The sequence below is a fragment of the Streptomyces sp. NPDC051963 genome (assembly GCF_044593495.1).
Taxonomy (GTDB): domain Bacteria; phylum Actinomycetota; class Actinomycetes; order Streptomycetales; family Streptomycetaceae; genus Streptomyces.
Window position 1 is genome coordinate 416,850 of the sequence record NZ_JBIUCC010000004.1, and the last position, 13,024, is coordinate 429,873.

Genomic DNA, 13,024 nt, shown 5'->3' on the forward strand with positions numbered 1-13,024 from the left:
CCACTGTAGCGGGACGGTCACTCTCCGGGACCACCCTTGGAAAATGCCCAACGGCCTTGCCCATCCCCCGTGTTCAGCCCACGACCCCGACCTCCCCCACCCCCATCCGTACCCGCCGCGCCGGCCCCTCCGTCCAGCGGACCACGAACTCGTCCGGGCCGGTCACCTCGACGGTGACCGCTTCCGTCGGTGGCGCCGGGTCGGTCTCGGCAGTGAGACGAATCAGTGCCACGAAGAGGCTCGGCTCGGCGCCGATGACACCGGTGAGCTCGGCTCCTGTCTCCGACAGCCCCGAGACCGGGAGGAGTTCGGAGCGTGCGCCGACCATAGCCGGCCAGCCCGTGACCCGGATCTCCGTCTGCTCGGGTACTCCCGTCACACGGAACGCCCGTACCTCCACCGAGCCCCGCGCAAGGACAACGCACGTCACGCTGCCCCCGGAGCCCGTCCGGTGCCGTGAGGCCGCCCAGTCGTCGCCGGCGCCGAGGGGCTCGATGCCGGTGCGGCTCGGGTCGCCGCCGACGATCACGCTGTTGTCGTACGACGGTGAGGGCGCCGTCACCGTCGAGTACGCGAGCCGTGTGTAGTAGGGGTCGTAGCGGACGTCTTCGCTGCCGTGGTTGTGGAGCCGGACGACGCCGTCGGAACCGGTGGACTGGAGAAGCCAGTTGGGGGCGGCGATCGGGGTGACCGCGTCGGGGCATTCGGCCGGACCCGGTTCCTCGGCTGCCGTCCATACCGGGTGGTCCTCCGGGAGGAGCAGACCGAGGAAGCCCTTGCTCGCCCAGTACGGAGAGGCCGGGCCCGAATAGCCTTGCAGGACGGCCGGGTCGGGGCCGTGCCAGCCGAGGGTGAGCAGGCCGCGGGAGTCCACGGCGTCCCGGTCGAGGAAGTACTTCAGGGCTCCGGACGCCAGCCGTCGCGTCTCCCCCGGCGACAGTGGCGTACGGCCCGTCAGCGCACCCAGCCACAGCGGGACCGTCGTGGCGAACCGGTACGTCAGGGAACGGCCCTGGTGCATGGGGGCGCCGTCGCCGCCGAACAGACGGGCGTAGTCCTCCAGGTGCCGGGCGAGCCTGCCGCCGTAGAGGTCGAGGAGCTCGGTGTCGTCGGCGAGCCAGGCGTGCAGCACCGGGTAGAGGTGCATGGCCCAGCCGTTGTAGTAGTCGAACTTGCGGCCGTCGCCGTCGGTGTACCAGCCGTCGCCGACGTACCACTTCTCGATGCGTTCCAGACCGCGGTCGATCGCCGCACGGGACGCTTCGGCTTCGTAACCGATTTCCTGGAGGAAACCGCCGACCGTGACCGGGAACAGCTCCCAGTTGCAGGGCCAGGCCTCGGCGGTGAGCGCGTCGCCCAGCCAGGCCGCGGCGCGCTGTCGTACCCCGTCGTCCAGCCGGTCCCACAGCAACGGGCGCGTCACACGCAGCGCGAGGGCGATCGACGCCGCCTCGACCAGCGGCTGGCTGCGGTCCTCGATGCGCGGCCAGCTGCCGGAGACGCCGGCCGCGAGACCGTTTGCGTAACGCTCCAACGCGGTCTCGTCCCGGCGGAAGGCCGCCAGTAGCAGCGTACGGGCGTAGCCCTCCAGGCCGTCCGACAGCCGGCCCGACCAGCTCGTGCGGTCGCCGGGCAGGTGGTACAGCGCACGGTCCTCGGTCGCGTACGGCTCGACCGCGGCGAGCAGTGCGTCGGCGGCGGCCTCCCAGTGGGCGCGGGTGTAACCGGTGCAGGGACTCAGATCACGGTCCTCGCGGGAGAGTTTCATCAACAGCGCTTTCCTTGGCGGCAAAGGCCTGGGGCGCTCCGGTTCCGGTCGAAGCGCCCCAGGGGCTCATCCCACCCGCACCGAGCCGTTCGGCACCAGATGCTGGGCGACGAGTTCGTCACGGACCAGTTCGGCGTACACCGTGGCCCCGTGCACGGAGGTGTGCGTGTTGTCCCGCTTCTCGTTGTACAGGTACAGCGCCTTGGACGCCTCGACACCCAAGGACTCCACTAACGCCTTCGTCTTCGCCGTCAAGTCGACGAGCGGGACGTCCCGGTCGGCGGCGATCGAGCGGGCGACGGCCGGGTGGTCCACCCCGAGGCCGTTGACCAGGAGCGCGGTGTCGTTGTTCAGGGTGCCGTCGGAGTTGAACCAGCGTCGCACGATGGGGGTCACCAGGACCGGGGTCCCGCCCTTCTCGCGCACGCCCGCCACCAGTGTCTCCAGGTTGGCGCGGTATGTCGCCCCGTCGGTCGTCTTGTCGTTGTGAGCGAGCTGAATCAGGACGAGGTCCCCGGGGTGGATCAACGGCTGGACGGTGGCCCAGAGTCGGGGGTTCGCCAGGTAGCTGACGGTGCTCTCGCCGGAGTCGGCGTAGTTGGCGACCGACACGCCCTTGCGGAGGAATTGCGGCAGCTGCTGGCCCCAGCCGGAGTACGGGTCGCCGGGTTGATCGCAGACCGTGGAGTCGCCGACGAGGAAGATCTGGCGGGAGTCGCGGCGGGCCGGGGTGACGCGGATGTCGGCGAGTGCGGGCGCCGAGCCGCCGATCACCAGGTCGAGGCCCGCGGTGCCGTCGGGGCCGGTCGGCTCGCCCTCGGGAGTACGGACGTTCACGGTGAAGCTGCGGGCGACGCCCTCACCGGCCGCGGCGGGCGTTTCCGGGAGCAGGGAGCGTCGGGTTTCGCCGGTGATGCTCGTGCTCGACTCGGCAGGGCCGCCGAGGAGCATCTGCACGTCGTACGTCCCGGGCGGGACCGCGAAGTGGCAGGCGGTGGCAGTGCAGTTGGCCAGGTCCAGAGGCTGCTCGTGGGCGTGTGCTGGGGCTTGTGCAGAGGCGTCCGCGTGGGCGGGTACGGCGGACAGCGCGGTGCTCAGCGTGACCGCCGCCAGGGCGGTCAGGGTGAAACGTCTCATGCGCGGCTCCCTCCGACGACAACCAGGTCGACACGGCCTGGCGGCTGGACCGTATCGCGCTTGGCAAGCGCTTTCTAGACCTTGGATCGATTTCGCGTGATTCCCAACTCCCGGGCTGCGAAAGCCCTTTCGCGAAAACGATTCAACTGTCACTCTGCGAGGCACTCGCACCCCCGCATCTCCGAAGGAGGCACCCCCATGTCCGGATCCGCGAACAGACCGGTCCGACGCCGTACCTTCGTGCTCGGCACAGCAGCCGCGGCAGGGTCGGCGACGCTCGCCGGACCACTCGCCGAAACCGCTTCCGCCGCGGCCTTCGGCTGGAGCGACGACGGCTCGAACTACGTCGTCGACACCGGCGCCAACCTGGTCTTCAAGGTCAGCAAGTCCAACGGCGACCTGACCTCGCTGGTCTACCGGGGCACCGAGTACCAGGGCTACGGCGGGATGAACTCGCACATCGAGTCCGGCCTCGGCAGATCCACCGTGACGATCACGCAGTCCGGTTCGACGATCCTGATTTCCGTCACCTACGGCACACTCAGGCACTACTACGCGGCCCGCAGCGGTGAGAACAACGTCTATCTGTGGACCAACAAGGCCGACACCTCTGTTTCGGCAACCCGTTACATCCTGCGCGTCAAGGCGGGCCTGTTCAGCAACGACGAGCCCGACTCCTACACCTACGCGCCCACCACCATCGAAGCCTCGGACGTGTTCGCGAAGTCCGACGGCCAGACCCGCTCGAAGCACTACTCGAGGCTCCGGGTGATGGACTACAACTACATCGGCTGGACGACGGGCAGCGTCGGCCTGTGGATCGTGCGCAGCCACCACGAGAAGGCCTCCGGCGGTCCCTTCTACCGCTCGCTCCTCCGCCACCAGAGCGCGGACGGCGGCGGCCTGTACGAGATCCTGTACTACGGCCAGAACCAGACGGAGGCCCAGCGCTTCGGCCTCCAGGGCCCGTACGTCATCGCCTTCACGGACGGCGGGGCACCGTCCTCGGCGCTGTTTCCGGGCACGCTCACTACGTCGTGGGCGGACTCGCTCGGCATCTCCGGATACGTCGGCGCGAGCGGCCGGGGCCGGGTGGCGGGGGTCGGGATCTCCGGGCGGAACACGTCGTACGCGTATACCGTCGGGCTCGCCAACTCGGCGACGCAGTACTGGGGTTCGGCCCGGTCCTCCGACGGCAACTTCTCGATCGGGGGCGTGCTTCCGGGGACGTACACGCTGACCGTCTTCAAGGGTGAGTTCGCCGTGTACACGGTGTCGGTAACGGTTTCTGCGGGCGCCACGACCACCCTCAACACGATCGCGATCCCCTCCTCGAACGATCCGAGCAACGCGAGCGCCATCTGGCGGATCGGCGACTGGAACGGCTCGCCGAGCGGTTTCAAGAACGCGGACCTGATGACGTACGCGCATCCGTCCGACGTCCGGGCCGCCTCCTGGACGGGCAACGTGGTGATCGGCAGCGGCAGCGAGACGTCCGCCTTCCCCTGCTACTTGTGGAAGGACGTCAACAGCGGGCTGATCGTGTACTTCCGGCTGACGGCCGCGCAGGCCGCAGCCGCACACACGCTGCGGATCGGCGTGACGACGGCCTACGCCAACGGCCGTCCGCAGGTCGTCGTCAATGACACCTGGACGTCGGCGATCCCCTCGCCGCCCACGCAGCCGAGCACCCGGTCCCTGACCAACGGCTCGTACCGCGGCAACAACAACACCTTCACCTACAGCGTGCCGGCGTCCGCCTGGCTGACGGACACCGGCGCCTACAACACGCTGAAGATCCACGTGGTGAGCGGTTCGGGATCGACCGGCTATCTCAGCGCGGGCACGTCGATCGACGCGATCGATCTGCTGGTCTGATTCCACGGATGCTCATGTCCCGCGCGTCCACTGCTGGTTGGTCGCTCCGTTGCAGGTGTACGTGATGACCGCGGCGGAGTTGGCGGTGGACGCGCCGGACACGTCCAGGCATTCGCCGGTCGCGCGGGACGCGATGGTCACATAGCTGCCCGTGGTGGTGAGCGACCACTGCTGGGCGGTGGCCGCTGCGTTGCAGTTCTCCTGGGTGACCGTGCTCGCGTTCTCCTGCACGCACAGAGAGCTGTTCCTGACGACCATCTGGTAGTAACCGCTCCCGACCGACTTGAGCCAGTACCTCTGATTGGTGCCGCCGTTGCAGTCGTACTGCTTGATCTGCGCGCCCTGCCACAGCGACTGGCTGGTCACGTCGGCGCATTTCGAACTGTGCCGCGCGATCAGGGTGTTGTACGTGACGCCCGTACCGCTGATCGTCCCGGCGGCGGTGTCGACGGTGACCTCCGGGGACCAGGACATCGACATCGAGGTGGAGGTCGGGAAGGTCAGCGGGAGCCAGACGTACCGGGAGTCGTTGACGGTGCCGCCGAAGGAGTTGCCCCAGCGGTCGCCCAGGTAGAGGTACGAGGTGGCCGAACCGCCCTGCACGGGGAGGACGTAGGCGGTCTGCGAGCCGAACGCCGCGGAGTCGCCGACGTTCGTCATGGCCGACCAGGGACCGGCGAGGCTGCCGGCGGTGGCGTACTGCTGCTGGTTGGGGCTCCAGCCGGTCGCACCCGACGTCAGCATGAAGTACACCCCGTTCCGCTTGAACAGGGCCGGGGCCTCTCGGTGGCCGCCGTGCCAGGGGTCGGCGACCAGGGCGGCGATGCCCGTGTAGTCGGCGGTGAGCCGGTAGATGTGCAGGTCGTAGTTCTCGCGGGCGGCGGAGACCATGTAACCGGTTCCATCGGTGTCGACGAAGACCGTGATGTCACGGGACATGTGGGTGTTCAGCGGGCGGAAGCTCCCCTGCCAGGAGTAGTTTCCGTCAACGGTGTCGGACACGGCTACGGCCGCCCGGGCCTCGCTGTAGTCGGAACCGTTTTCCTTGTGCATCCACATCACGAACTTGCCGGTGGACGCGTTGTACATGACCTTCGGCCGCTCGATGTTGGCGCTGGCCAGCTCGGAGTGGCTGGACTGGGTCAGGACGTGGTTCCTGAACTCCCAGCTCTTCAGGTCGGTGGAGCGGTAGGCGTCGACATAGCGGAAGGTGTTGTCGGCATTGCGGTGCTCGCCGAACCAGTAGTAGTACGAGCCGACCTTGATGACTCCACCGCCGTGGGCGTGCACAGGCGAGCCGCTGACATCGGTGAACTGCGTGCCGTTCGCGATGGTCTGGGGTGCGGCCTGGGCAGGCCCCGCGGTGGCCAGGGCGCCGAACAGCGCCAGACAGAGGGCGAGCAGTACCGCGCAAGCACGTCTCATCTCACACACTCTCCTTCGCGATGTCAGCGGTGGTGTCGGCGGCCGTGTCCGCCACGGGGATACCGAAATCGGGAGTGCCGTCCGGTTTCCAGCCCAGTTTCTGGATGCGGGTGTGCCGGTTGGGGTCGTTCAGAGGGTCGCCGACGATCTCTTTGTACTGGCGGGCGTGGTAGACGAGGACATCGGTGCGGCCGTCCTCGGCGACGGTGAAGCTGTTGTGGCCGGGGCCGTACTGCTTGGTCGTGTCGTTGCTGGTGAAGACCGGCGTCGGCGACTTGGCCCAGTTCGCTGGGTCCATCAGGTCGGCGTCCGCGTCGATGGTCAGCAGGCCCATGCAGTAGTGCCAGTCGGTGGCGCTGGCCGAGTACGACATGAACAGCCGGCCGTTGCGGGCGATGACCGAGGGCCCCTCGTTGACCTTGAAGCCGATGCGCTCCCAGTCGTACTCCGGGGTGGAGAGCCGGACTTGAGGCCCCGTCAGGGTCCATGGGTTCGCCATCCTGGACAGGAAGATGCCGGTGTTGTTGTCCATGCCGGGCTCGTGCTGGGCCCAGGCGAGGTAGCGGGAGCCCCGGTGGGTGAAGGTGGTGGCGTCGAGGGAAAAGGTTTCCCAGGCCGTTTTCAGCTGGCCGCGCTCCACCCAGGTCCCCTTGAAGGGATCACGGCCCGCGTTCTCCAGGACCCAGATGCGGATGGCCCAGACGTCCTCGGCGGGCGCTGCGGCGAAGTAGATGTACCACTTCCCGCCGATGCGATGGATCTCCGGTGCCCAGATGTGCGCACCCATGTCGCCGGTGGCGTGCTTGGTCCATATGACCGACTCTTCAGCGGCGGCAAGGCCGTTCAGAGTGCGGGAGCGGCGCAGGACGATCCGGTCGTACTCGGGGGCGGTGGCCGTGAAGTAGTAGTGGCCGTCGGCGTGGCGGTGGATGTGCGGGTCGGCACGGTTGCGAACGAGCGGGTTCACGAACGGGGCGGCCTTCCGGCCGGGGGTGTCGGCGGCGGCGTGCGCCACCGAGGGAGCGGCGTGGGCCATCGAAGGGGCGGCGGCCAGAGCGCCCGCGGCAAGGGCACCCTTCAGCATCAGTCTGCGGTCGAGGGCATGGGGTTCGTCGCGGCTCATACGGGCTGCCTCTCGGGGGGAAAGCGAGAAGGTCGGTGGTCGGTCGTCGTCGACCGGTGGTCGGTGGTCGGTGGTCGGTGGTCGGCAACGGTCGTTCGTGATTCCGAACAACATCTGTCATTACGAACGCCGAAAAGGTAAGGGGGTGTCACGAGGAGGTCAACGGGACCGACGCGCCGAATTTCGGCCGGAGAAGTTTCTGTTATCCACGGCCGGCTCGGCCGTCTCCCAATGCGTGAGCAGCTTCCCCCACAAGACAGCAGCGGCAGCGGGCGCCTTCGCGGCGGTCGCCTTCCTGGTAACCGCTCCCACGGCCGAGGCCGCCGGCACCCGGGACGTCACCGCCGACGTGATCGCCGACCGCGACGTGACGCTCACCGGCGACACGGTGGTCACCGTGCCGTCCGGGACGACGACGTACGACGGGGTGTTCCGCGGCGAGGGCACACTGACCGTGCGCGGCAGCGGCACCCTGGTGCTGACCAAGGACAGCGATTTCACGCTGCCCACGTCCCGGCAACGGCAGCAGGTGACCACGCAGGGCGGCAACCACCCGTACGTCACCACGACCGACCCGGATCCGCCCGCGATCACGGTCGAGCGCGGCGCGACGCTTCAGTACGGAAACGGCGGTACGACCGGGCTGATCGGCCATTTTCCGTACAACACACCGGCGTTCCGGCTCAACCAGGACAACATCCGGGTCGACGGCACGCTGCGGCTGTCCCTCGCGAGCGCCTACAACCTCGGCACGATCAGCGGCTCGGGCCTGGTCACGCAGCCGCGTTTCCTCTGGGGCACCTGGGACCTGTCGGGCACCCACTCCTTCTCCGGAGTGATCGACAACGGCACGCAGGCCAACGCCGGACGGCCGGAGTTCGCGACCTCGCTACCGAACGTGCGCAAGGTCCTCAACCAGGGCACCTGGACCGTGGACACCCCGCTCGGCCAGACCGTCACGATGGGCATGGACTTCTACCAGCGCGAGTACGGCAGCGACATCAACGTCCAGTCCAGGCCCGGCAGCAAGGTCGTTCTCACCGGCCAGTACAGCTGGTCGGACCAGGGCGGCGACAACGACCCCTCGCTCAGCGACCCGGCCCTGAACTGGACACCGGCGCGGAAGAACGTCAACAAGCGCGGCACCAACATCAAGGGCGCGAACGTCCAGTGGGGCGACGGCACCACCAGCAAGATCTTCATGCCGGGCACCGCCGAGACCGTTTACATCAACCTCCTTGCCGCCCGCTCCCGTTCGAAGCTCACCTTCGACTACAACGGGCCGGTGACGCTGGGCGCCCCCATCGGCGGCGGCCGTTTCCACGACACGCTGTCCGCACCCGGCGCCGGGGACATCGTCATAGCCGGAACACGCGGCAATGACGTCACCTTCGCGGCCAAGCAGTACTACGACGGCTCGACGACCGTGGAGAAGGGGGCGGTGCTGCGGCTGGGTTCCGGCGAGCGGGGCGGCGACGGCTCGCTGCTGACGGGGACGGAGCAACGGAGGATCGCGAACGACGGAACGCTCGTCGTAAGGAACGTGACCGACTCCGTGAAGCTGACGCATGTCGGCGGCAGCGGATCGCTCGTGCAGTCGGGCGCGGCGACGACCACGCTCACGGGCGGCTCGGTGACGTACACCGGGACGACGACCGTGAAGACCGGCACCCTGGCGCTGCGGGACGGGGCAACTCTCGTACGCAGCAGGGCGATTCGGCTCACCACGGCTGGGGCGCGGCTGGACGCGGGTACGGGGGTCCTGCGTGTAACAACCGTTCTCTCCGGTCCAGGCACGGTCCGGGGCTCGGTGACGAACGACGGCGTGGTCGCGGGCGGTGTCACCGTAACCGGTCACTACACGCAGCACGCGAAGGGTCAACTGGTCCTCGGGGACAAGCCGTTGAAGGTCGCGGGGTCGGTCCGTCTGGCCGGGGACCTCGACGTATCCGCTGCCGGTACGCGACCCGCGCGTGAGGTCAGGATCCTCGACCACACGGGCCGAGCGAAGACCACGGGTACGTTCACCGGCCTCCGGGAGGGCGCCCGGCTGAAGCTCGCGGACACGACGTACCGGATCAGTTACCGGGGCGGCGACGGCAACGACGTCGTCCTGACGACGTCCACCACCGCGAGCCCCTCCCCGACCGTCTCCACCCGTACGGCGACCGGTGCGGCGTCCGCGGACACGCGCACAGCGAGCGCGGAGAGCAAGGCAGCGTTCGGCTGGTGGCCGTATGCGATGGCGCTCGGGCTGCTGGGCGGGCTGATGGTGCCGGCGACGCGACGGGTACGGGGGCGCGGGGGACGGCGCCGGGGCGGCAGGCACGCGGCGTAGGCGCCCCTCCCGGCCACAGTAAACGCCAGCCCGTCGTCGGCCGGGGTCGACCACAGGGACCCGGTGGCAATCAGCCCGGGTCGCCAGGCGGCCTCCGCCCAAGGCCAGGAACAGGAAAGGGAAAAGGAACAAAAAGAGGAACAGAAACAAGAGCAGGATGCCGCTACTCGGCCGGGGTGCGCAGGCCGGCCAGCATCACCTCGTGCGCGCTCTCACGCTGCCGGGGAGTTGAGGCCGAGTCGGCCATGCGCATGAGCGCCGCTACGTCTTCGACAAAGACATCCTCGCGGAGTTGACCGCTGCGCCGGGCTCGTTCGGCGACCGGGGCGATCAAGGAGGTGGTGAGAGCCCTCCCCCGCTCGGCCGCCGGCGGACTTGTCTTGCACAGAGCGTCGAACAACCGCAGCCCCGCGTCATCGAGTGCGCACCCGCGGGTGAACACCGTGCGGAAGGCCTCCCAGTCGTCGGCGATGGCAGCGGCCTCCTCCGCGACCTGGCCTGCGCCGCGCGCCAAGTCCTCCAGCAGTTGCAGGACAAGGTCGTCCTTGGTCGCGAAGTGCCGGTAGAAGGTGGTTGCCCCCACTCCCGCGGTCCGGGCGATGGCCTCGATGCTCAGGTCGGGCCCCTGCTCGGCGAAGGCCAGGCGGGCGGCATCGAGCAGCCGCCGCCGGTTGCGAACTTGATCCTTGCGCGGTGCACGCGGTGACGTGGCGGTCAATCCAGGCTCCTGATCGGGATCACTCACCGAGGCGATGGTGGTTGCCCCGCCTTGGCAGCACGATGGATTCGGTAGTAATACTACCGCTTCTCCTGAGAGGTACGGCGACTCAGCCCCGCCCACCAGTGCGCAGACGCGCGGCACCAGACGCCCGCGCCATCCTCGCCACATCGGACCACCACCCAGGCGGCGCGCCCCGATTCGCGGGATTCGCGGCGAGCGAGTCCACTCTCCGGCGATCACGCCGCAGCTCGATCCGGTTGTTCCACTACCGTTTCGTGCGTTACGGTGAAGCGGTAGTCGTACTGCCGTTTCTCAGGAAGGTGCTTTCATGCGCGCGCTCATCCCGACCGACAACCCGGAGACCCTCACTGAGCTGGGGGAAGTCGATCCCCCCACCCCGCAGCGCCACAAAGCGCTGATCCGGGTCACCGACGTCGCGCTCAACCGGGCGGACTTCCTGTACCTGAGCGACCCTTCGACCACGTTCCGCCCCGGTATCGACGCGGCCGGGGTGGTCGCGAAGGCCGCAGTGGACGGCAGCGGACCGTCGGAGGGCAGCCGGGTCGCCCTCCACCTGCCCTCAGGAGGAGGCGCCGCCGAGTACGTCGCCGCCTCGGCGGACCGTCTCGCGGTCATCCCCGACAATGTGGACTCCGCCTCCGCCGCCGCGCTCCCCCTGGGCGGGCTGGTCGCGCAGCGGCTCCTCGCCCTCGCCGGCCCTCTGAAGGGGCGCAGGATCCTCGCCACGGGCGTGGGCGGCGGAGTAGGCCAGGTCCTCATCCAGCTCGCTGTCGCGGAAGGGGCCGAGATCATCGCCGTTGCCGCGCAGGGCCAGCCGACCGACCACATGGCGGCGCTGGGCGCCGAGATCGCCCTCGATATAGATGCCGTCGAGGACACCGCTTTCGATATCGTCCTCGAGTCCGTGGGCGGCGACCTGGGGTCGAAGACGGCCCACAAGCTGCGCCCCGGCGGCCAGTTCCTCTGGTTCGGTCAGGCCAGCGGAAGCCCCATCACTCTGGACTTCTTCCGACAGGTCCAGGGGGGCGCCTCGCTGACCTTGCGCCACTTCGTCTACGGCGACGGTGACGGGAGCCGTGACGCCCAGGACATGAACGCGCTACTGGACCTGGCTTCGCAGGGGAAACTCCAGGTCGAGATCGGTCGCCGCGACAACTGGGCCGGCGCGGACTCGCTGCTGAAGGAGATGGCAGCAGGCCGCCTGCGGGGCAAGGCGGTACTCGGCATCGACTGAACCCTTCTGAGCCGGCCGACCCCGCTCCGATCCCGCTCCGACTCGGCCGGCGAGCACGGCCTCTAAGACTCGGTAGCCAAGCGCACCCCCAGCCCCACCAAGAGCGTCCCGGAAACCTGTTCCATCCGGCGCCGAACGGACTGCCGCTGAAGCACTCCTCCGACACGTCCTGCCAGCCAGACCAACGGTAGGTACCAGATCAAGTCGACCACGGCCCAGATCACCGAGAAGGCGAGCAGCGTCGGAAGAACAGGGGCTCCGTGCGGCACGAACTGCGGCAGGAAGGACACGGCGAACACGCCGGCCTTCGGATTGGCGAAGTTGGTGGCGAGGCCCTGCCAGTACGCCCGCCGAAGCGACACGGCAACTGTTTCCGCTGTTACCCGATCCGGCTGTCCAGCTCGCCTCGCCTGCCACAAGGCACGCGCTCCCATCCACACCAGCACCGCGGCGCCGGCGATCCGGATGACGTCGTAGGCGACCTGCGAGGCCTGCAGTAGGGCGGAGAGGCCGAAGGCCGCGGCCAGGCCCCACAGCAGCACCCCGCACTCGTTGCCCAGGACCGTGGCCATGCCGGTCCTCCGGCCGTTCACCACCGCTCGGCGCAGGATCACGACCGTGCTTGGCCCTGGGACCATCGCGACCAGGAAGGCCGCACCGACGAACGCAACGACGGAAGTCATCATCGAGGCAGCATCGCCAAGCGCGTTGATGCGCCACAAGCCTCTTGCCGGCCCGTCTGCGAACGTGTTCCGGGGATCGTCCGTCGAGGCGAGGACCACGGTCGTGTTCACGCAGCGGAGAAGGTGCGAGGCGCGGAATCGGATGGACACGGCTCGGTACGATGACTGATGATCTACGGCATGATCCGGGCCGCCACTGTGGACGACATCGCGGAGATCCGCGCGATGATCCGCGAACTCGCCGAGTACGAACGGGCTGCCGAGCAGGCCCGAGCAACCGAGGAGCAGCTCCGCGACGCGCTGTTCGGAGAACATCCCGCCGCTTCCGCGCTGATCGCTGAGGACGACGAGACGGGGGAGGTCGTGGGCTATGCCCTGTGGTTTCCCCGCTTCTCGACCTGGACCGGCACGCGCGGCATGCACCTGGAGGACCTCTACGTGCGGTCGCACGCCCGAGGTGGAGGACACGGCAAGGCTCTGCTCGCCTCATTGGCCGCGGTCTGTCAACAGAACGGCTACGAGCGCTTCGAGTGGTGGGTCCTGGCCTGGAACGAACCGACGATCGACTTCTACAAGTCGCTCGGCGTGGAGCTGCTGAACGAGTGGACGGTATGTCGGCTGAGCGGTGACCCACTCAAGGAACTCGCCGCCCAGGCCCCGGCAGTCCTGAACCAGACCCCGGCCCGGTAGGGCGGA

10 protein-coding genes are annotated in these 13,024 nt (G+C 68.6%); 4 read left to right on the forward strand and 6 right to left on the reverse strand.

The window, feature by feature from the left end; translation table 11 throughout:
• Positions 1 to 73: 73 nt before the first annotated feature.
• On the reverse strand, positions 74 to 1,768 hold the full coding sequence (locus tag ACIHFB_RS18585) for a DUF2264 domain-containing protein (RefSeq protein ID WP_400127356.1): 1,695 nt from the start codon (positions 1,766 to 1,768) through the stop codon (positions 74 to 76).
• Positions 1,769 to 1,834: 66 nt separating this feature from the next.
• Complete coding sequence (locus ACIHFB_RS18590; protein WP_365274455.1) at positions 1,835 to 2,905, reverse strand: rhamnogalacturonan acetylesterase; 1,071 nt, start codon at positions 2,903 to 2,905, stop codon at positions 1,835 to 1,837.
• Between the two features lie 198 nt (positions 2,906 to 3,103).
• On the opposite strand from ACIHFB_RS18590, the gene ACIHFB_RS18595 reads away from it, so the two are divergent.
• A complete protein-coding gene (locus tag ACIHFB_RS18595; protein ID WP_365274458.1) occupies positions 3,104 to 4,783 on the forward strand; it encodes a rhamnogalacturonan lyase B N-terminal domain-containing protein in 1,680 nt (559 codons plus the stop codon).
• A gap of 12 nt (positions 4,784 to 4,795) precedes the next feature.
• Here the strand turns inward: ACIHFB_RS18595 and ACIHFB_RS18600 are convergent, their stop codons facing one another.
• Positions 4,796 to 6,208, reverse strand: coding sequence for an RICIN domain-containing protein (locus tag ACIHFB_RS18600; RefSeq protein WP_365274461.1), 1,413 nt, complete (start codon positions 6,206 to 6,208; stop codon positions 4,796 to 4,798).
• Between the two features lies 1 nt (position 6,209).
• Positions 6,210 to 7,331, reverse strand: a complete 1,122-nt coding sequence (locus tag ACIHFB_RS18605) for a glycoside hydrolase family 43 protein (RefSeq protein ID WP_365274464.1) — start codon at positions 7,329 to 7,331, stop codon at positions 6,210 to 6,212.
• 235 nt (positions 7,332 to 7,566) lie between these two features.
• Between ACIHFB_RS18605 and ACIHFB_RS18610 the strand changes: the two genes are divergently transcribed.
• The gene (locus ACIHFB_RS18610; RefSeq protein ID WP_400127357.1) at positions 7,567 to 9,669 is read left to right on the forward strand and encodes an autotransporter; all 2,103 of its coding nucleotides are present in this window, start codon (positions 7,567 to 7,569) and stop codon (positions 9,667 to 9,669) included.
• 163 nt (positions 9,670 to 9,832) lie between these two features.
• Here ACIHFB_RS18610 and ACIHFB_RS18615 read toward each other — a convergent pair whose 3' ends face one another.
• Entirely contained in the window at positions 9,833 to 10,387 is a 555-nt protein-coding gene (locus ACIHFB_RS18615; protein WP_400127358.1) for a TetR/AcrR family transcriptional regulator, read from the reverse strand.
• A gap of 331 nt (positions 10,388 to 10,718) precedes the next feature.
• Between ACIHFB_RS18615 and ACIHFB_RS18620 the strand changes: the two genes are divergently transcribed.
• The gene (locus tag ACIHFB_RS18620) at positions 10,719 to 11,645 is read left to right on the forward strand and encodes a zinc-binding dehydrogenase (protein WP_400127359.1); all 927 of its coding nucleotides are present in this window, start codon (positions 10,719 to 10,721) and stop codon (positions 11,643 to 11,645) included.
• A 62-nt stretch (positions 11,646 to 11,707) separates the two neighbouring features.
• Here the strand turns inward: ACIHFB_RS18620 and ACIHFB_RS18625 are convergent, their stop codons facing one another.
• A complete protein-coding gene (locus ACIHFB_RS18625; RefSeq protein WP_400127559.1) occupies positions 11,708 to 12,331 on the reverse strand; it encodes a LysE family translocator in 624 nt (207 codons plus the stop codon).
• 177 nt (positions 12,332 to 12,508) lie between these two features.
• On the opposite strand from ACIHFB_RS18625, the gene ACIHFB_RS18630 reads away from it, so the two are divergent.
• Complete coding sequence (locus ACIHFB_RS18630; protein WP_400127560.1) at positions 12,509 to 13,018, forward strand: GNAT family N-acetyltransferase; 510 nt, start codon at positions 12,509 to 12,511, stop codon at positions 13,016 to 13,018.
• The last annotated feature ends 6 nt before the right edge of the window (positions 13,019 to 13,024 follow it).